General features: G+C 67.9%; 21 protein-coding genes. 4 read left to right on the top strand and 17 right to left on the bottom strand.

What is annotated here, in order from left to right; translation table 11 throughout:
- Window positions 1–86: 86 nt before the first annotated feature.
- A complete protein-coding gene (locus Q0812_RS04200; RefSeq protein ID WP_302109034.1) occupies window positions 87–1,142 on the top strand; it encodes a GGDEF domain-containing protein in 1,056 nt (351 codons plus the stop codon).
- On the opposite strand, the gene Q0812_RS04195 is transcribed toward Q0812_RS04200, so the two are convergent.
- Window positions 1,139–1,486, bottom strand: coding sequence for a TfoX/Sxy family protein (locus tag Q0812_RS04195; RefSeq protein WP_302109033.1), 348 nt, complete (start codon window positions 1,484–1,486; stop codon window positions 1,139–1,141). The genes Q0812_RS04200 and Q0812_RS04195 overlap by 4 nt on opposite strands.
- A 39-nt stretch (window positions 1,487–1,525) precedes the next feature.
- Between Q0812_RS04195 and Q0812_RS04190 the strand changes: the two genes are divergently transcribed.
- Window positions 1,526–2,284: a lysophospholipid acyltransferase family protein gene (locus tag Q0812_RS04190; RefSeq protein ID WP_302109032.1), complete on the top strand. Its 759-nt coding sequence runs from the start codon at window positions 1,526–1,528 to the stop codon at window positions 2,282–2,284.
- On the opposite strand, the gene Q0812_RS04185 is transcribed toward Q0812_RS04190, so the two are convergent.
- The 9 genes from Q0812_RS04185 to Q0812_RS04145 all read right to left on the bottom strand — a co-directional run bounded on the left by Q0812_RS04185 (window position 2,281) and on the right by Q0812_RS04145 (window position 10,117).
- Complete coding sequence (locus Q0812_RS04185; RefSeq protein WP_302109031.1) at window positions 2,281–2,661, bottom strand: HesB/IscA family protein; 381 nt, start codon at window positions 2,659–2,661, stop codon at window positions 2,281–2,283. The two genes, Q0812_RS04190 and Q0812_RS04185, sit on opposite strands and share 4 nt — an antisense overlap.
- Window positions 2,661–3,023: an SUF system Fe-S cluster assembly protein gene (locus Q0812_RS04180; protein WP_302109030.1), complete on the bottom strand. Its 363-nt coding sequence runs from the start codon at window positions 3,021–3,023 to the stop codon at window positions 2,661–2,663. Before Q0812_RS04180 ends, Q0812_RS04185 begins: the two co-directional genes overlap by 1 nt.
- Complete coding sequence (locus tag Q0812_RS04175) at window positions 3,020–4,240, bottom strand: aminotransferase class V-fold PLP-dependent enzyme (RefSeq protein ID WP_302109029.1); 1,221 nt, start codon at window positions 4,238–4,240, stop codon at window positions 3,020–3,022. Before Q0812_RS04175 ends, Q0812_RS04180 begins: the two co-directional genes overlap by 4 nt.
- Window positions 4,237–5,409 (bottom strand): Fe-S cluster assembly protein SufD, encoded by a 1,173-nt coding sequence (sufD, locus tag Q0812_RS04170; protein ID WP_302109028.1) that lies wholly within the window; start codon window positions 5,407–5,409, stop codon window positions 4,237–4,239. Before sufD ends, Q0812_RS04175 begins: the two co-directional genes overlap by 4 nt.
- Before the next feature lie 151 nt (window positions 5,410–5,560).
- Entirely contained in the window at window positions 5,561–6,307 is a 747-nt protein-coding gene (gene sufC, locus Q0812_RS04165; RefSeq protein WP_302109027.1) for a Fe-S cluster assembly ATPase SufC, read from the bottom strand.
- 206 nt (window positions 6,308–6,513) lie between these two features.
- Window positions 6,514–6,846, bottom strand: coding sequence for a GIY-YIG nuclease family protein (locus Q0812_RS04160; protein ID WP_302109204.1), 333 nt, complete (start codon window positions 6,844–6,846; stop codon window positions 6,514–6,516).
- Window positions 6,847–7,074: 228 nt separating this feature from the next.
- Window positions 7,075–8,544: a Fe-S cluster assembly protein SufB gene (gene sufB / locus Q0812_RS04155; protein ID WP_302109026.1), complete on the bottom strand. Its 1,470-nt coding sequence runs from the start codon at window positions 8,542–8,544 to the stop codon at window positions 7,075–7,077.
- Entirely contained in the window at window positions 8,544–9,677 is a 1,134-nt protein-coding gene (locus Q0812_RS04150) for a cysteine desulfurase family protein (RefSeq protein WP_302109025.1), read from the bottom strand. Before Q0812_RS04150 ends, sufB begins: the two co-directional genes overlap by 1 nt.
- Complete coding sequence (locus Q0812_RS04145) at window positions 9,674–10,117, bottom strand: Rrf2 family transcriptional regulator (protein WP_302109024.1); 444 nt, start codon at window positions 10,115–10,117, stop codon at window positions 9,674–9,676. The genes Q0812_RS04150 and Q0812_RS04145 overlap by 4 nt, the downstream gene beginning before the upstream one ends.
- Window positions 10,118–10,260: 143 nt before the next feature.
- On the opposite strand from Q0812_RS04145, the gene Q0812_RS04140 reads away from it, so the two are divergent.
- The gene (locus tag Q0812_RS04140; RefSeq protein WP_302109023.1) at window positions 10,261–10,911 is read left to right on the top strand and encodes an alpha/beta hydrolase; all 651 of its coding nucleotides are present in this window, start codon (window positions 10,261–10,263) and stop codon (window positions 10,909–10,911) included.
- A 30-nt stretch (window positions 10,912–10,941) separates the two neighbouring features.
- On the opposite strand, the gene Q0812_RS04135 is transcribed toward Q0812_RS04140, so the two are convergent.
- From Q0812_RS04135 to Q0812_RS04120, 4 genes are all read right to left on the bottom strand, one after another.
- Window positions 10,942–11,919: a TerC family protein gene (locus Q0812_RS04135; protein WP_302109022.1), complete on the bottom strand. Its 978-nt coding sequence runs from the start codon at window positions 11,917–11,919 to the stop codon at window positions 10,942–10,944.
- Window positions 11,920–11,991: 72 nt separating this feature from the next.
- Window positions 11,992–12,204, bottom strand: a complete 213-nt coding sequence (locus tag Q0812_RS04130; protein WP_302109021.1) for an HP1242/YdcH family protein — start codon at window positions 12,202–12,204, stop codon at window positions 11,992–11,994.
- Between the two features lie 191 nt (window positions 12,205–12,395).
- Entirely contained in the window at window positions 12,396–13,595 is a 1,200-nt protein-coding gene (locus Q0812_RS04125) for an exo-beta-N-acetylmuramidase NamZ family protein (protein WP_302109020.1), read from the bottom strand.
- Entirely contained in the window at window positions 13,592–14,119 is a 528-nt protein-coding gene (locus Q0812_RS04120) for a DOMON-like domain-containing protein (protein WP_302109019.1), read from the bottom strand. The genes Q0812_RS04125 and Q0812_RS04120 overlap by 4 nt, the downstream gene beginning before the upstream one ends.
- A gap of 47 nt (window positions 14,120–14,166) precedes the next feature.
- Between Q0812_RS04120 and tyrS the strand changes: the two genes are divergently transcribed.
- On the top strand, window positions 14,167–15,423 hold the full coding sequence (gene tyrS, locus Q0812_RS04115; RefSeq protein WP_302109018.1) for a tyrosine--tRNA ligase: 1,257 nt from the start codon (window positions 14,167–14,169) through the stop codon (window positions 15,421–15,423).
- Window positions 15,424–15,481: 58 nt separating this feature from the next.
- Here the strand turns inward: tyrS and Q0812_RS04110 are convergent, their stop codons facing one another.
- The 3 genes from Q0812_RS04110 to Q0812_RS04100 all read right to left on the bottom strand — a co-directional run bounded on the left by Q0812_RS04110 (window position 15,482) and on the right by Q0812_RS04100 (window position 16,730).
- Complete coding sequence (locus Q0812_RS04110; RefSeq protein ID WP_302109017.1) at window positions 15,482–15,763, bottom strand: hypothetical protein; 282 nt, start codon at window positions 15,761–15,763, stop codon at window positions 15,482–15,484.
- A 102-nt stretch (window positions 15,764–15,865) separates the two neighbouring features.
- Window positions 15,866–16,246: a hypothetical protein gene (locus Q0812_RS04105; RefSeq protein ID WP_302109016.1), complete on the bottom strand. Its 381-nt coding sequence runs from the start codon at window positions 16,244–16,246 to the stop codon at window positions 15,866–15,868.
- Window positions 16,247–16,280: 34 nt separating this feature from the next.
- On the bottom strand, window positions 16,281–16,730 hold the full coding sequence (locus tag Q0812_RS04100; protein WP_302109015.1) for a baeRF12 domain-containing protein: 450 nt from the start codon (window positions 16,728–16,730) through the stop codon (window positions 16,281–16,283).
- Window positions 16,731–16,738: the final 8 nt, after the last annotated feature.

The following is a 16,738-nucleotide window of genomic DNA, read 5'->3' as shown; positions in this document are numbered from 1 at the left end:
GGCTCGCGCTTTAACCGCCTGTTCTTGTCCACTGTGCATGCTTGGTCGTCACGCCCGCCGAATGCGGGCCAAGGGACGAGGTGGGCATGAGCCGAATGATCGAAACCACCCTGCGGGGACCCGCCGCCTATTCCCTGGCGCGTGACGCCCTGGCCCGCATGGAGGCCGCGAACGTTTGGCCCACGCCGCTGAACTTCGAACTCTGGCTCCACTACATGGGCGATCCCGAAGGCGCGCTCGGCCGCGAGATCGAGCGGATGATCGCCGATGGAGAGGCCTTTACCGAGGAGGTCGCGGAGGCGCTCGCGGCCCAGCATCTGCCGCGCGCGCGGGTGGCCGACGAAATCCGCGACGCCGGGGCCCAGCTCAGCCGCGAACTCACCAGTGTCGCCACCGCCATCGCCACAGCCCAGAAGTCGCAGGCGGCGTACGGCAAGACCCTGGCCAGCGCCGGCGCCGAACTGGGCGCAGCCGATCCGGACAACGTCCGGCGCCTGGTCGGCGATCTGACGGCCGCCACGGAAAAGGTCCATACGGAGAACGTGGTCCTGGAGCAGCGCCTGCATGCCTCGACCCGCGAGGTGGCAAAGCTGCGCGAGCATCTCGAGCAGGTGCGCCGCGACGCCATGACCGACGCCCTGACCGCCCTGGCCAACCGCAAGGCGTTCGACGACGAGCTTGAACGCGCCTGCGCCAACGCTGAGGAGGAGAACCGGCCGGTGACCCTGGCCGTGTTCGACATCGACCATTTCAAGACTTTCAACGACACTTGGGGTCATCAGACCGGAGACCAGGTGCTGCGCTATGTGGCCAGCGTCATAGGCCGGCACGCCGGAAAGCCGCGTATCGCCGCCCGTTTCGGCGGCGAGGAGTTCGCCCTGATCTTTCCGAACGAACCGAGCGTCGTCGCCCAGTCAGTGCTCGAAACCATTCGCGAGGAGATCGCCTCTCGCGAACTCAAGCGCCGCTCCACCAACGAGGATCTGGGCGCCATCACCGTCTCCATCGGATTCGCGCAGAAGCTGCCTGGCGAGACGCCCGAAGCCCTGCTCGATCGCGCCGACGAGGCCATGTACGCCTCCAAGCGGGGCGGACGGAACCGCGTCAGCGCCGCCGCGAGCGTGGGGGTGAAGGCGGCCTAGCGCGACTTCTTCGCTCGCGCGCGCAGCGCCGCGTCCAGGCCCAGGGCGGCCCAGCGGCGGGCCTCCTCCTCATCGTCCCAGACGCTGTCCGGCGCGCGGCGATAAGGCATGGGCGCCTCGTCGCCCGCCTTGTTGACGAAGATGAAGGGCTCCAGTCCCGCCGCCTCGAACTCGGGCGCGTTCTTCTCATCCGACTTGAGGTAGAGGACATCGTCGACCAACAGGGCGAAGATCACGTCGCCGCTGTACAGGCTGGCCCCGCCGAACATGCGCCTGGCGCGCAGTTCGGGCACGAAGGCCAGCAGCTCCTGGACAGAGGTCAGGAAATCTTCGGACACCGCCATGGCGCCATTTCAGCCTTTTTCGCCCTACAGAACAGCTCCATGAGAGCTTTGCTTTTCAACATCGCGTTCTGGGTGCTGTCGACCGCCTACACACTGACGGCGGCGATCGCGGCGCTATTCCCCGGCCGCGGGCTGGTCCAGGGCGTGATCCGCCGTTACGTGCGCCGCATGGTCTGGGCCATGCGGGTGTTCGCCGGCATCCGACTGGAAGTCCGCGGCGTCGAACATATTCCCGCCGGCGCCTGCATTCTGGCGGCCAAGCACCAGTCCTACGGCGACGGCTTCTGCGTCTATTCGCAGTTCCAGGACGTAGCCTTCGTCACCGGGGACCATCTGGAGCGGTTTCCACTGATCTCCGGCGTGCTGAAGAAGCTCGGCGCCATCGTGGTCGACAACTGCGGCGGTCCAGAAGCGCGCCGCGCGCTGTCGCGCAGCGCCGCCCAGGCCCATGCGGAGGGACGGCGCATCCTGATCTACCCCGAGGGAAATCTCGCCCCCGTCGGCAAGAAGTTCAGATATCGCTCCGGCGTCTGGCACATGCAGCGCGATTTTGGCCTCCCGGTCGTGCCAGTGGCCACGAACCTGGGCCTCTACTGGCCGCAGCAGAAGTGGGAGAAGCACCCCGGAACCGCCGTGCTGGAGTTCTTGCCGGCCATCGCACCGGGCCTGCCCAAGGCGGCTTTTCTCGAGGCGCTGGAAGAGGCGGTCGAGGCGCGCACCGCCGAACTGGTGGCGGAAGGTACGGGCGATCCTGTCACGCCTGCTGAGCGTATCCTTGCGCCCAGCGAGGAAGCCTAGGCTTCACGCGGCGTGATGGTGACGCTTTCACCGCAGCCACAGGCGTCGGTCTGGTTCGGATTGCGGAAAACGAACTTCGCCGACAACTCGGTCTCCTCGTAATCGATCTCGGATCCGATCAGGAACAGCACGGCCTTGGGGTCGATCAGGATCGTCACGCCCTTGTCCTCGATCACCTCGTCCAGCGGCCCGGGCGCATCGGCATAAGACATGACGTATTCCTGCCCCGCGCAGCCGCCGTTCTTCACGCCCACGCGAAGGGCCGTGCGCCCCTCCTCGTCGCGGGCGATGATCTCGCGCACGCGGGTGGCGGCCGCCTCGGTGAGGCTGATGATCCGGGGCCGCTCGCGGCGGCGCCTGAAAACGGTCTGCTCCATCAGAACATGTTCAGCTGCAGCTTGGCCTCGTCGCTCATGCGCGAGGGATCCCAGGGCGGGTCAAACACCAGATTGACGTCGCAGCCGGTCACGCCGTCCACCGTCAGGACGGCGTCGCGGATCCAGCCCGGCATCTCGCCGGCCACGGGACAGCCGGGGGCCGTCAGGGTCATCTCGACCCGCACGGCGCGGTCGTCGTTCAGGTCGACGCGGTAGATCAGGCCCAGCTCGTAAACGTCGACCGGAATCTCCGGATCATAGACGGTCTTGAGCGCCTCAATCAGCTTGTCGGTCAGGCGCGCGACCTCCTCCTCGGAAAGGGGCTGGGCGGTCTCGGGCGTTATGGCGGTCTGGTCGTTCATCGCTCGAAAAATCGTCTGGCGCGGCTCAGCGCCTCCAAGAAGGCGTCCACGTCCGCCTCGTCGTTATATAGGGCGAAGGAAGCGCGAACGCTCCCCTCGATCCCCAGGCGGCGCGCCAGGGGCTCGGCGCAGTGCTGGCCGGCCCGGACCGCGACGCCGTAGCGGTCCATGATCTGGGCCAGGTCGTGGGGGTGAGCCCCCTCCACGGAGAAACTCAGGATCGCGCCCTTGCCCTCGGCCTGACCGAGAATTCGCACGGCGTTGTCGCTCTTCAGGCCGTCAACCGCCCGGCGATAGAGGGCGTGCTCGTGTTCAAGGCCCGCATCGCGGTCCAGGCCGCCCAACCAGTTGATGGCGGCGCCCAGGCCGATCGCCTCCAGGATCGGCGGGGTCCCCGCCTCGAATCGGTGTGGAGGCGGCGCATAGGTGATGCGCTCCTTCGAGACGCTCTCGATCATCTCGCCCCCGCCCTGCCAGGGCGGTAGGGCCTCCAGCGCCTCAGCCTTGCCGTAGAGGGCGCCGACGCCGGTCGGGCCGTACAGCTTGTGGCCCGTCATGACGTAGAAGTCGCAGCCGATGGCCTGGACGTCCGGCTTGGCGTGCACCGCGCCCTGGCAGCCGTCGATCAGCACCTGGGCGCCGACCGCATGGGCCGCCTCGGTGATGGCCTGGACCGGGTTCACCGTGCCCAGCACGTTCGACATGTGGGTGACGGCCACCAGCCGCGTCTTGGGGCCCAGCAGGTCCAGAAGGGCCGCCATGTCCAGCGAGCCGTCATCCAGGATCGGCGCCCATTTCAGCACCGCGCCCGTCCGCTCGCAGGCCAGGGCCCAGGGCACGATGTTGGAGTGGTGCTCCATCTCGGTGACGATGATCTCGTCGCCGGGCTTCAGCCGCGCCGCGACGCCCGCGGCGACCAGGTTGATGGCCGCCGTCCCGCCGTGGGTCAGGACGATCTGCTCACGGGTCTCGGCGTTCAGCAGGGCGGCGACCCTGTCGCGCGCGCCCTCGAAGGCCTCGGTGGTCTCATTGGCCAGGGTGTGCAGGCCCCGGTGCACATTGGCGTAGGACCCCTCCATAGCCTGGGTCATCGCCGCGATCACGGCGCGCGGCTTCTGGGCGCTGGCGGCGCTGTCCAGATAGACCAGCGGCTTGTTGTTCACCTGCCGCGACAGGATCGGGAACTGGGCGCGGACGGCGGCGACGTCGAAGGTCATCGCTCTTCTCCTCCCCCGCCTGCGGGGGAGGGGGACCGCGAAGCGGTGGAGGGGGCGAGATCAGGCGCGGCGCTTTGGGCCGCCCCCTCCACCACCCTGCGGGTGGTCCCCCTCCCCCGTTCCGCTCCGCTGCTCGGGGGAGGAGATGAAAGGCGCTCCGCCAGCCAGGCCCGGCAAACTTCGCGCACGTCCTCGCGCTCGATCCGGTCCAGCGCTTCGCCGAGAAAGGCTTCGGTCAGCAGAGCCCGCGCCTCGGCTTCCGGCACGCCCCGGCTGCGCAGATAGAACAGCGCCATCTCGTCCAGCGCGCCGACGGTGTTGCCGTGGGCGCAAGCCACGTCGTCGGCGTAGATCTCCAGCTCGGGCTTGGCGTCCACCTCACCCCGATCGCCGAGGATCAGCGCGTGATGCCCCATGCGCGCGTCCGTGCCGTCGGCGCCCTCGCGCACGATGATCCGTCCCTGGAAGACGCCCCGACCGCGCTCGCGCACCACGCCCTTGGTGAGCTGGGAGGTCTGGCCGTCCAGTCCGGTGTGGTCCACCTCGCTGGTGGCGTCGGCGTGGCGCTCGCCGCTCAGCAGATAAAGGCCGTCCAGCCGCACCGAGGCGCCTTTGCCGGGATGGGATACCCGCGTCTCGATCCGCTGCAGCTTCGCGCCCGTGGTCAGCACCGTCTGGGCGAAGGCGGCGTGGCCGCCCATGGTCACGTCGGCCCGCGTGAACGCCAGCGCATCGGCGGCGTCCGCGGCCAGCACGATCCGCGTCAGCCGCCCGCCCGCGCCGACGTCGATGTCCAGGATGTGGTTGGCGACGTAGCCGGCCGCCGCGCCCTCTTGGCTTTCCAGCAGCAGCAGGTCCGCCCCCGGCTTCACCTCGATGATGATCCTGGCCTGATGGCCCGTGCCGTCGGTCGCGGACACGAAACGCAGGCGCGCGACCTGGCCGGGGCCGTCAGCGATGATCCGGGCGTCAGCGGGCGCACGGCCGTTGACCACGGCCAGTTCGTCGCCGCCCAGCCCCGCGAAGGGCCCGCCGGGCTCGACCGAGGCTTGCGGCGACGGCGGCGGCGCCTCGCGCAGCACCCGCGCCACGTCGGTCCAGCGCCAGTCCTCGACGCGCCGGTTGGGCCAGGTCTCTGGTTGGGTGATGTCGAGACGGGCGGGGGTCATCGTTCCCTTCTCCCCTCGGGGGAGAAGGTGGCTCGCGAAGCGGGCCGGATGAGGGGGCCGCCGACAAGCCAATCCTCAACCATCCCCCTCAACCGAGCGCCTCCGGCGCCCACCTTCTCCCCCGAGGGGAGAAGGAAGAAGTCATGTGTGCTCACGCCGCCGCCCCATAGCGGTCATAGCCGCCGGCCTCGAGCTCCAGCGCCAGCTCCGGCCCGCCGGACGCGGCGATGCGGCCGCCCGCCAGCACGTGCACCCGGTCCGGGCGGATGTAGTCCAGCAGGCGCTGATAGTGGGTGATGACGACCATGGCGCGGTCGGGACTGCGCAGCGCGTTGACGCCGTCGGCCACGATCTTCAGCGCGTCGATGTCGAGGCCGGAATCCGTCTCGTCCAGGATCAGCAGACGCGGCGCCAGCACCGCCATCTGCAGCACCTCCATCCGCTTCTTCTCGCCGCCGGAAAAGCCGACGTTGAGGGGCCGCTTCAGCATCTCCATGTCGATGCGCAGTTCCGCGGCTTTGGCGCGGACCAGCTTGAGGAATTCCGGCGCGGTGGCCTCGGCCTCGCCGCGCGCGCGGCGCTGGGCGTTGAGGGCGGTGCGCAGGAAGGTCAGGGCCGGCACGCCGGGGATCTCCAGCGGATACTGGAAGGACAGGAACAGGCCGCGCGCGGCGCGCTCCTCAGGCTCCAGCGCCAGCAGGTCCTCGCCCAGCATGGCCGCCGTCCCGCCCGTGACCTCGTAGCCCGGCCGCCCCGCCAGGGTGTAGCCGAGCGTCGACTTGCCGGCGCCGTTCGGCCCCATGACGGCGTGCACCTCGCCAGAGGGCACATCGAGGCTGAGGCCCTTCAGGATCGGCTTGTCGCCGACGGAAACGGAGAGGTTGGAGATGGAGAGCATTCAGCGAACTCGCACAGATTCCCCCTTCCCCCTTGAATGGGGGAGGGTCGTAGAAACTACCGCCGTCATCCTCGGGCTTGTCCCGAGGATCCAGGGGTCGACTTGGCGCCAAACGTCCGCGAAGTGAGCGTCTCGTCGGCGAGGCACGGCTTGGCGGAGGACTGGACCCTCGGGACAAGCCCGAGGGTGACGATGATTGATGTGGACTAGGGCTTGGGATCGTGCCGCCAGACCGGCTCTTGGGTCAGCGCCAGATACAGGTCGTCCCAGTGCGGGTTTTCCCGCTCGATCAGATTGATCTTCCACTCGCGGCGATAGGCCTTGATCGCTTTCTCGCGACGGATCGCGCCGATCATGGACTCGTGACCCTCCCACCAGACCAACCGCTTCAGGCCGTAGCGTTTGGTGAAGCCCCCGATCAGCCCTTCGCGGTGCTCGTACACGCGTCGATACAGGCTGTTGGTCACGCCGGTGTAGAGCGTGCCTCGCGGCTTGTTCGTCATCATGTAGACGGCGATGAACGGGCGCTTCTCGTCCATGGGCGTGAGACTGCGCAGCCGCCCGGCCGGCAGACAAGCCCTCACCAGGCGTCGTCAGCCTTGGGCTTGTCCCGAGGGGCCAGCGTTTGGTCAGGCTGCGGAGCGTCGGAGCATGCGTGCAGGCGCCCGGAACCAGACGGTGCGCGCCTCGGACCTGGATCCTCGGGACAAGCCCGAGGAAGACGGAGCGGTGGCCTTCGAGGGGGAAGGGAGTTTCGCCAGTCCCCATCACCCCACGCTCCCCTCAAGAGAAATCGCCACCAGCTTCTGGGCCTCGACGGCGAACTCCATCGGCAGCTCCTGCAGCACCTCGCGCACGAAGCCGTTGACCAGCAGCGCCGTGGCCTCCTCCGCCGACAGGCCGCGCTGGCGGGCGTAGAAGAGCTGGTCCTCCGACAGGCGCGTGGTGGTGGCCTCGTGCTCGAACTGGGCCGAGCCGTTGCGCGCCTCCACATAGGGCACGGTGTGGGCGGCGCACGACTTGCCGATGAGCAGGGAGTCGCACTGGGTGAAGTTGCGCGCGCCCGTGGCCTTCGGATGGGCCGAGACCAGGCCGCGATAGGTGTTGGACGAGCGGCCCGCCGACACGCCCTTGGAGATGATGCGCGAGCGGGTGTTGGCGCCCAGGTGCACCATCTTGGTGCCGGTGTCGGCCTGCTGCCGGCCGTTGGTGATGGCGATGGAGTAGAACTCGCCCACCGACCCCTCGCCCTTCAGCAGGCAGGAGGGGTATTTCCAGGTCACGGCGCTGCCGGTCTCGACCTGGGTCCACGACACCTTGGAGCGGTCGCCGCGGCAGTCGGCGCGCTTGGTGACGAAGTTGTAGATGCCGCCCTTGCCGGTCTCCGGATCGCCCGGATACCAGTTCTGGACGGTGGAGTATTTGATCTCCGCGTCGTCCAACGCGATCAGCTCGACCACCGCGGCGTGCAGCTGGTTCTCGTCGCGCATGGGGGCGGTGCAGCCCTCCAGATACGAGACGTAGGCGCCCTTGTCGGCGATGATCAGGGTGCGCTCGAACTGGCCGGTGTTCTCGGCGTTGATGCGGAAATAGGTCGACAGCTCCATCGGACAGCGCACGCCCGGCGGCACATAGACGAAGCTGCCGTCGGAAAAGACCGCGCTGTTCAGCGCCGCGAAGTAGTTGTCCGAGACGGGCACAACCGAGCCCAGATACTTTCGCACCAGCTCCGGGTGCTCGCGCACGGCCTCGGAGAAGGAACAGAAGATCACACCCGCCTTGGCCAGCTCCTCGCGGAAGGTGGTGACCACGCTGACGCTGTCGAAGACGGCGTCCACCGCGTATTTCGGCGCGCCCTGCACGCCCGCCAGCACCTCCTGCTCGCGCAGCGGGATGCCCAGCTTCTTGTAGGTCTCCAGGATCTCCGGATCGACCTCGTCCAGGCTCTTGGGGCCCTCCCTGGTCTTGGGCGCGGCGTAGTAGTGCAGCGCCTGATAGTCGGCGGGCACATAGTCCACCTTGGCCCAGGTGGGCTCGTCCATGGCCAGCCAGCGCTGGAAGGCGGCCAGGCGCCACTCCAGCATCCATTCGGGCTCGCCCTTCTTGGCCGAGATGAAGCGCACGGTGCCCTCGTCCAGCCCGACGGGCGAGAACTCCTGTTCGACCTGGGTGGTGAAGCCGTGCTTGTAGCGCTCCAGCTCCTTGACCGTGTCGACCGTTTTTTGGGTGGCCGCCATCAGGCCGCCGTCTCGCGCCGGGCCCGGCGCTTTTCGTATTCAGAGGTCCAGGCGTCGGCGAAGCGGGTCCAGTCGGCCTCGGTCGTGCCCCAGCCGCCGGAGACGCGGATCGCGCCCAGGGCCACGTCGTGCAGACCCATGGCGGTGATGGCCTTGGACGGCTTCGACTTGCCCGACGAGCAGGCCATGCCCGCCGAGACCATGATCCCCTGCAGGTCCAGCGTCATCAGCTGGCTGGGGCTCTCCCAGTCCGGCACGGCCATGAACAGCGTGTTGGGCAGGCGCGGCGCGCCCTCCCCGATCACGGTGGCGCCCAGGGCCTTCACGCGCGCCTCGGCGGCGTCGCGCCAGCCCACGTGCGCGGCGGAATAGGGAACCTCCTGGGCCGCCAGCCTGGCGGATACGCCGAAGCCGACGATGCCGGCCACGTTCTCGGTGCCGGCGCGAAGGCCGCGCTCCTGGCCCGAGCCGTGGATCACGCGCACCACCGGCGCCTGATCGCGATAGATCAGGGCGCCGACGCCCTGGGGCCCGCCCAGCTTGTGGGCCGAAAGGGTCAGGGTGTCCGCCCCGAGCTCGGCCATGTCGACGACGATCTTGCCGGCCGTCTGGATGGCGTCCACGTGCATCCATCCGCCGTGTTCGTGGGTCAGGGCGGCGGCCTCGGCCACCGGCTGGATGACGCCGGACTCGTTGTTGGCGTGGTGCACGGCCACGAAGGCGCGCGGCCCGTTCTCAAGCCGGTCCTTCAGCCATTCCAGATCGATCAGGCCCCGGTCGGTGACGGGGATCAGCTCCACCTCAACGCCGCAGCAGGCGGCCGTCTCGGACACGCAAGGGTGCTCGGTGGCGCAGATGATCAGCCGCTCGCAGCCCGCCTTGATGGCGCTGGCGATGGCCTGGTTGTTGGACTCCGTCCCGCCACTGGAGAAGACGACGCTGGCCGCGTCCCCTCCAACAAGCTCGGCCACCTCGGCGCGCGCGGTCTCGACCCGCGCCCGCGCCTTGCGGCCCAGCGCGTGGACGGCGTTCGGATTGCCGCCGGCGGCCAGCGCCTCGGCCATGGCCTCGATCACCTGGGGCCGCACGAGGCCGGAAGCGTTGTAGTCCAGATAAACGGCGGTGTTGCTCACGCGGCGGCCCTCGATCCCTCGAAGCGGTTGGCCAGGACGTCTGCCAGCGACACGCCCGCCAGATAGCGGTGAATCTCGCGGCCCAGACCTTCCCAGAGGTGGTGGGTGATGCAGCGTTCGCCCCCGATCATGCAACCCTTGGGGCTGCCCTGACCGGCGCAGCGCGTGGCGCGGATCGGCTCGTCCACGGCCAGGACGATCTCGGCCACCGTGGTCTCGCCCGCCGGGCGCGCCAGGCGATAGCCGCCGCCGGGGCCGCGCACGCTGTTGACCAGCCCGCCGCGGCGCAGGCGCCCGAACAGCTGCTCCAGATAGGACAGGGAAATCTCCTGCCGCGACGCGATATCGGATAGGGACACGGCCCGTTGCTCGCCCTGGCTGTGGCGCGCCAGGTCGGCCATGGCCATCACGGCGTATCGGCCCTTTGTGGAAAGACGCATGGGCGCCTCCGAAGCTCCAGAAAAGACGCGCAATCGCCCGAGCCTGTGCTAAAGGCGCTGGCTTCCGCGCGGGGAAATCAGGCCGGGCTTAGAAAAACCCAGCGCTGCGGTCAAGTATTTGCGACGACGGAGGACGCCCCCTCATGCCCGATATCATCATGGCCGGAGCCGCCGGCCGGCTTGAGGGCCGCTACACGCCGGGCAAGCGCGACGATGCGCCGATCGCCCTGATCCTGCATCCGCACCCCAAGGCGCGCGGCGACATGAACAACGCCGTGGCGGTGCAGCTCTATCACCTGTTCATGCAGCGCGGCTTCGCCACCCTGCGCTACAACTCGCGCGGCGTGGGCAAGAGCCAGGGCGAGTACGACTCCGGCATCGGCGAGCTGGCCGACGCGGCCACGGCGCTGGATTGGCTCCAGTCGCAAAACCCCGCCGCCACCCAGACGTGGGTCGCCGGCTATCAGTTCGGCGCCTACATCGGCATGCAGCTCTTGATGCGCCGGCCCGAGACCGACGGCTTCATCTCCGTCTCGCCGGCGGCCAACATGTACGACTTCAGCTTCCTGGCCCCCTGCCCCGCGTCCGGCCTGTTCCTGCACGGCTCGGCGGACAGCATCGTGCCGCCGGTGGAGGTCGAGCGCGTGGTCACCAAGCTGCGCTCGCAGAAGGGTATCGTCATCGACTACGAGCTGGTCGAGGGCGCCAGTCACTTCTGGGAAAACCACCTGCACGAGGTGGAGCGCCGCGTCGGCGCGTACCTCGACAAGCGGCTGGAAGAGAACCCGGCATAGACAAGGGCCGGCCGCGGCCGGCCCCTGCCGTCAGGCTCCGATTGGAGCCGCCTTGCGGGTCTTCCACAACGACCAGATCACGCCGGTCGCCAGGATGGCCGCGGTGATCCCCAGCGACCATTCCGCCGGGAACTTGGTCCAGCCGAACAGGTCGGCCACGAAGATCTTGCCGCCGATGAAGACCAGCAGCACCGCCAACGCCTGTTTCAGATAGGCGAAGCGGTGGATCACCGCCGCCAGGGCGAAGTAGAGGGCCCGCAGGCCCAATATGGCGAAGATGTTCGAGGTGTAGACGATGTAGGGATCGGTCGTGATGGCGAAGATGGCCGGCACCGAGTCCACCGCGAAGATGACGTCGGCGATCTCGATCATCACCAGGGCCAGGAACATCGGCGTGGCCCACAGCACCATCCGCCCCCGCCCATCGGGCCGCCGCACGAAGAAACGGTCGCCCTCCAGGCTGTCGGTCACCCTCAGCCGCTTGCGCATCCAGCGGACGAGCGGGTTGTCACCGACATCCTTGTGGCCCTCGCCCGCGAAGAACATCTTGATCCCGGTCAGGATCAGGAAGACCGCGAACAGGTAGAGCACCCAGCCGAACTCGCTGACCAGGGCCGCGCCCCCGCCGATCATCAGCGCCCGAAGCACCACGACGCCCAGAATGCCCCAGAAAAGCACGCGGTGCTGAAGGGCGCGGGGGATGGCGAAGTAGGCGAAGATCATGGCTATGACGAAGACGTTGTCCATCGCCAGCGACTTCTCGATGGCGAAGCCGGTCAGGTATTCGACGCCGCGCTCCGAGCCCATCTCCCACCAGATCCAGCCGCCGAACAGCAGCCCGACGCCCATGTACATGGCGGACAGAAGCAGGCTTTCTCGCGCGCCGATCTCGCGCTGGTCACGGTGCAGGACACCCAGGTCCAAGGCCAGCAGCGCGATCACCACGGCCAGAAACGCCAGCCACGCCCACACGGGCTTGCCGAGCCAGTCGATCAGAAGAAATTCCATGTCAACTCACAAGAAGACCGCCCGGCCGCAGTGCGACGGCCGGGCGGATGAGAGTTCATCCGAGGGTTATGTTCAGGCGTAGGCCGGGCCTGGATAGGCGGCGGCGGTGAGCGGCGGCGCGATGGCCTCAAGCCTGGAGATGCGGTCCTTGACCGCCAGGCGCTGCTTCTTCAACTCGCTGAGGCGCTTGAAGTCCGGGCGCGGAGATTTCTGCTCGAGCCGGACCTGGCGGCTCAGCTTCGCATGCTCCCGGCGGGCGCGATAAAGTTGGATGTGGATAGTCATAGTCGTCTCCTCTGTTGAGGAGCGCGCCCGGTCCGCAAGAGGCCGGTGACGGGGGGTGGGAGTGGGTTCCAGTCCCTCACGCACCGAGCACGCTCGATGCGGTCCGACATCACGATCCAGAAGGATCGCCAGAGGGGCCCGGTCCGCTAAGGCAAAGATAGCAAAGTCGCGCCCGCGCGCAAGACGCCGCCTCAGTAAATAAGATGCGGGGCTCGCTCCTCGGCCCATGCGGCCTCGTCGGGAGTGGTCAGGGCGTCGAGATCGGCGGGCGCGGCGACGGGATCGTCGACCCATTCGCGCAAGGCCGGGCCGCCGTTGATTACGTCGATGGCCAGCTTGCCGAACTCATACTCGTACGGGAAATCCCGCCACAGCTCGTAGTCCGGGTAAAGGGTCCGGATCGCCTTGAAGGCCAGGGTCTGAACCCGCCAGGGCTTGAAGGCCTCATGGCCGTAGGCGGGTCCCTCGGCATGGATATGCACGCCCGAGCACAGCCGGCCCACATGCTTGTGGAAGGTGGGCTGGAACCAGCAGTCCCTGAGGAGGCAGCCGTCCAGCCACTGCGGCGCGAGGCGACGCATCTCAGCGATCACAGCGCGCGCATCGATGTCAGGGGCCCCGAACAGCTCCAGCGGGCGGGTCGTGCCTCGCCCCTCGGACAGGGTCGTGCCTTCCAGCATCACCGTCCCGGCATAGGCCCGAGCCATGTTCACGTTCGGCGCGTTGGGGCTGGGGTTGATCCAGATGCGATCCGAGGGCCAACCGAAGCCCGGCGCTTCATCGGGACGCCAACCCTGCATCTCGACGACGCGGTAGCCGACGTCGAGCTTGAACTGGTCGATGAACCAGCGGCCCATTTCGCCCAGCGTCAGGCCGTGACGCATGGGCATGGGGCCTGCGCCGACAAAGCTCTCCCAGCCGGGCCGCAGGGTCAGACCCTCCACGGGCCGGCCAGCCGGGTTGGGGCGGTCCAGCACCCAGACCTCCTTGCCGTGCTGGGCGGCGGCCTCAAGAACGTAGAGCAGGGTCGTAACGAACGTGTAGATGCGGCAGCCCAGGTCCTGGAGATCGACCAGCAGGACGTCGAACGTGCCCATGGACTGACCGGTGGGGCGGCGCACCTCGCCATAGAGGCTGAAGACGGGGATGCCGTGGACCAGATCGGTTTCGTCCGGGCTCTCCATCATGTTGTCCTGAAGGTCGCCCTTCATGCCGTGCTGGGGCCCGAAGGCGGCGGTCAGCTTGATGTCGGGACAGGTCGCCAAGGCGTCGATGGAGTGCATCAGGTCGCGCGTTACCGACGCGGGATGGCCCAACAGGGCCACGCGCCGCCCCTTCAGCTGAGCCCTCAGCTCGGGCTCCGCCAGCAGCCGGTCGATGCCGAAGTTCATGGAAGCTCCAGGATGAAGGAGTCGGGATGGTGGAAGTCCGGCTTATCCGACGGATGCGCCAGCGCCCAATAGGAAATGCCGCCGTCGACGTCCTCGATCACGGCGGAGAGGCCAAGACGATCAGCCCCGGAGGGCAGGTCGATCGCCGCCTCCAGCGCCACCATGTCGCCGGCGCCGTTCAGGCCCAGGATGTCGACGATCTCATCGGCCAGCGCCATGCCTGAGCGGTACCCGTCGAACCGGTACGACGCCCAGTGGCCCGACGGCGACAGGTTGAACTCACGATAGCCGTCCGGCGTGCGGACAAAAGCCTCGAAACAGGTGTGCCGCCACAGTTCATCGGCGCGTTGGTTTCCTGCGGGCGCGGGCCAATCGACCCGGTCCACCTCGCCTTCCGCGAGGTAGCGCAACCACAGACGGTCGCCCTGGCGCTCGATCCAGACTTCAAGTTGGACGCGGGGCGAGCCGCCGACCGAAAACGGCCTGAGCTTCACTGTCTTCGTGCTTGCGGTTCGCGCCTTCATGGGCTCGTGCTACACGCCGCTTCCTCGTTCCGCCAAGCGCCTTGATCATGACCACGCCCGCCTTCAAATCCGAGTTCCTGCGCACCATGCAAGCCCGCGGCTATATCCACCAGATCACCCATCCGGAGGAGTTGGACGCGGCCGCCGCGTCCGGGATCGTCACGGGCTACATCGGCTTTGACGCCACGGCCCCCAGCCTGCACGTGGGCAGCCTGATCCAGATCATGCTGCTGCGCCGCCTGCAGCAGGCCGGGCACAAGCCGATCGTCCTCATGGGCGGCGGGACCACCAAGGTGGGCGACCCCTCCGGCAAGGACACCCAGCGACAGCTGCTGACCGATGAGGCCATCAAGGGCAACATCGCCTCGATCCGACCGGTGTTCGAACGCCTGCTGACCTTCGGCGACGGGCCGACCGATGCCCTGCTTGTCGACAACGACGAATGGCTGTCGGGCTTCGGCTACATCGAGTTCCTGCGCGAGTACGGGCCGCACTTCACCATCAATCGCATGCTGGCGTTCGACTCGGTGAAGTTGCGGCTTGAGCGGGAGCAGCCGCTGACCTTCCTTGAGTTCAACTACATGCTGATGCAGGCGGTGGACTTCCTGGAGCTGAACCGTCGCTACGGCTGCACGCTGCAGCTCGGCGGATCCGATCAGTGGGGCAATATCGTCAACGGGGTCGAACTGACCCGCCGTGTCGATCAGAAGCCGGTCTTCGGCCTGACCACGCCCCTTCTGGCCACCGCCTCGGGCGCCAAGATGGGCAAGACCGCCCAGGGCGCGGTGTGGCTGAACGCGGATCAACTGGAGCCCTTCCACTTCTGGCAGTACTGGCGCAACGCCGAGGATGCCGATGTGGGGCGGTTCCTGCGCCTGTTCACGGACCTGCCGCTGGATGAGATTGCGCGACTGGAGGCCTTGCAGGGCGCCGAGATCAACGAGGCCAAGAAGGTTCTGGCGGACCAGGTGACCAGCCTGGTGCACGGCGCGGACGCCGCCGCCCACGCGCGCGCCGGAGCAGAGGCCGCCTTCGAGCAGGGACGGTTGTCGGCGGATCTGCCGACGGTCGAGATTCCCGCCGCGGAGTTCGAGGGCGCCCAGATCGCCGCCCTGATGACCCGCGCCGGTCTAACGGCCTCGAACGGCGAAGCGCGCCGACTGGCTCAGGGCGGGGGCTTGCGCCTGAACGATGCGCCGATCAGCGACGGGTCACGATTGGTTACCCGGGCTGACCTGACCGCCGATGGGGTCGCCAAGCTGGCCGCGGGCAAGAAGAAGATCGCGCTGATCCGCCCGATCTGAGGTGACGGCGGGCAGGACGCTACGTATCCCGCCCGCGCTGTCCGGCTTCATGGCGATCTCACCAGAACCAGAACAGGCCCGCGAACCAGTCACCGAGGACGGCGAACAGCGGCTGGCCGTTCGGATCCATATGCGAGCGCGCCTTGTCGCGGGCGCCGTTCGGGTCGATGGCGCTGCCTTGATCAAGGGCGACGGGACAGCCGTTGGGATCGATCATGGTTCCGCGGTCGCACCAGGCCGGCGCGCCGTTTGGATCGATGCCCAATCCCTTGGCTTCAGCCGGCGCCGCCGCGCCGCTGATGATTAGCGCCGCCGACGCGGCAAGAAACAGGCCCTTCATGGTTCCCTCCGATGGTTTCCCTGGCCACAGGAGGGGACGCTGAATGACGGCGCCGAGGAACGGCCTTCGTCGCGTTAATCCGACCGCTGGTAGCCGAACGGCTCAGCCTTCCAGCCGCCGCACCGTGACGACGCGAAAGGTGTGCATCTGGCCGTCCGTCATGCGCACCGAGACGTATTCGCCGGGCTGGAACTGTTCGTCGTCGAGGCGGAAACCGGCTTCGTCGTCCGCCTCGCCCTCGTCGAAGTCGAAGACCCAGCCGCCGCCGCGGCGGCTGCGGAGGACGCCCACATCCTCGGTCTCGCCGTCGCGGAAGCGCCTTACACGACAACGATCAGGGTCGGCCCGGCACCCATCCACGTCCAGGCGTCCCTCGGCGGTCAGTGGAGCGACCACGTCGTAGCCCAGCCTGGCGTCGCCGCCGGGTGCGGAAGGTTCGCGGGCCAGTTCAAGATGAATGTGGTGATAGGCGCGATCGGCCATCGTCTTCAGTCCCTCTTTCTGAACAGGTATGCGATCAACGCGCCTTGAGCCGAATTCGACGCAAGGCCTTGCGCACGCCCTCTTCGTCGTCGGTGATCCGCTCGGCCGCCTCAGAACCCGTCACCTTCCTGGCCAGGGCCGGCGAGAGGGCCACGCGAAGTCCGCCCAGCGCCTTGGGCGGCGCGATCAGGACGATCTCGTCGAAGGCCTTGGGCGCGCCCATCTCGTCCAGGCGATCGGCCAGCGCCTGGATGTAGCGGCCCTCCTCTCGCACGGAGATCGACTCGCTCTCCGTCGTATGGGAGCCGAACCCCATCCGCGCATGCACCTGGACGCGCGGCCGTTTCGCCAGCGGTCCAAGGTGGCCGAAATCGCCTAGTCGCTCGCTGATCTCGGTGAGGGCCCCGCCCCTCACCTTCTCTTCGAAAATTCGCGCGTGAGCGCCGTCCGCAACGACGATGAGAGTGTTCCCGGTCAGATTCATGTTCATTC

It is taken from the genome of Peiella sedimenti (assembly GCF_030504955.1).
Lineage (GTDB): Bacteria > Pseudomonadota > Alphaproteobacteria > Caulobacterales > Caulobacteraceae > Brevundimonas > Brevundimonas sedimenti.
The sequence above is the reverse complement of the archived record's forward strand: the minus strand, read 5'-3'. Positions and strand labels throughout refer to the sequence as shown.

What these genes read in the sequence shown, in the direction of transcription:
- Q0812_RS04200 (WP_302109034.1), top strand. Translation starts at nt 87, where the DNA reads ATGAGCCGAATGATCGAAACCACCCTGCGGGGACCCGCCGCCTATTCC.
- Q0812_RS04195 (WP_302109033.1), bottom strand. Translation starts at nt 1,486, where the DNA reads ATGGCGGTGTCCGAAGATTTCCTGACCTCTGTCCAGGAGCTGCTGGCC.
- Q0812_RS04190 (WP_302109032.1), top strand. Translation starts at nt 1,526, where the DNA reads ATGAGAGCTTTGCTTTTCAACATCGCGTTCTGGGTGCTGTCGACCGCC.
- Q0812_RS04185 (WP_302109031.1), bottom strand. Translation starts at nt 2,661, where the DNA reads ATGGAGCAGACCGTTTTCAGGCGCCGCCGCGAGCGGCCCCGGATCATC.
- Q0812_RS04180 (WP_302109030.1), bottom strand. Translation starts at nt 3,023, where the DNA reads ATGAACGACCAGACCGCCATAACGCCCGAGACCGCCCAGCCCCTTTCC.
- Q0812_RS04175 (WP_302109029.1), bottom strand. Translation starts at nt 4,240, where the DNA reads ATGACCTTCGACGTCGCCGCCGTCCGCGCCCAGTTCCCGATCCTGTCG.
- sufD (WP_302109028.1), bottom strand. Translation starts at nt 5,409, where the DNA reads ATGACCCCCGCCCGTCTCGACATCACCCAACCAGAGACCTGGCCCAAC.
- sufC (WP_302109027.1), bottom strand. Translation starts at nt 6,307, where the DNA reads ATGCTCTCCATCTCCAACCTCTCCGTTTCCGTCGGCGACAAGCCGATC.
- Q0812_RS04160 (WP_302109204.1), bottom strand. Translation starts at nt 6,846, where the DNA reads ATGGACGAGAAGCGCCCGTTCATCGCCGTCTACATGATGACGAACAAG.
- sufB (WP_302109026.1), bottom strand. Translation starts at nt 8,544, where the DNA reads ATGGCGGCCACCCAAAAAACGGTCGACACGGTCAAGGAGCTGGAGCGC.
- Q0812_RS04145 (WP_302109024.1), bottom strand. Translation starts at nt 10,117, where the DNA reads ATGCGTCTTTCCACAAAGGGCCGATACGCCGTGATGGCCATGGCCGAC.
- Q0812_RS04140 (WP_302109023.1), top strand. Translation starts at nt 10,261, where the DNA reads ATGCCCGATATCATCATGGCCGGAGCCGCCGGCCGGCTTGAGGGCCGC.
- Q0812_RS04135 (WP_302109022.1), bottom strand. Translation starts at nt 11,919, where the DNA reads ATGGAATTTCTTCTGATCGACTGGCTCGGCAAGCCCGTGTGGGCGTGG.
- Q0812_RS04130 (WP_302109021.1), bottom strand. Translation starts at nt 12,204, where the DNA reads ATGACTATCCACATCCAACTTTATCGCGCCCGCCGGGAGCATGCGAAG.
- Q0812_RS04125 (WP_302109020.1), bottom strand. Translation starts at nt 13,595, where the DNA reads ATGAACTTCGGCATCGACCGGCTGCTGGCGGAGCCCGAGCTGAGGGCT.
- Q0812_RS04120 (WP_302109019.1), bottom strand. Translation starts at nt 14,119, where the DNA reads ATGAAGGCGCGAACCGCAAGCACGAAGACAGTGAAGCTCAGGCCGTTT.
- tyrS (WP_302109018.1), top strand. Translation starts at nt 14,167, where the DNA reads ATGACCACGCCCGCCTTCAAATCCGAGTTCCTGCGCACCATGCAAGCC.
- Q0812_RS04110 (WP_302109017.1), bottom strand. Translation starts at nt 15,763, where the DNA reads ATGAAGGGCCTGTTTCTTGCCGCGTCGGCGGCGCTAATCATCAGCGGC.
- Q0812_RS04105 (WP_302109016.1), bottom strand. Translation starts at nt 16,246, where the DNA reads ATGGCCGATCGCGCCTATCACCACATTCATCTTGAACTGGCCCGCGAA.
- Q0812_RS04100 (WP_302109015.1), bottom strand. Translation starts at nt 16,730, where the DNA reads ATGAATCTGACCGGGAACACTCTCATCGTCGTTGCGGACGGCGCTCAC.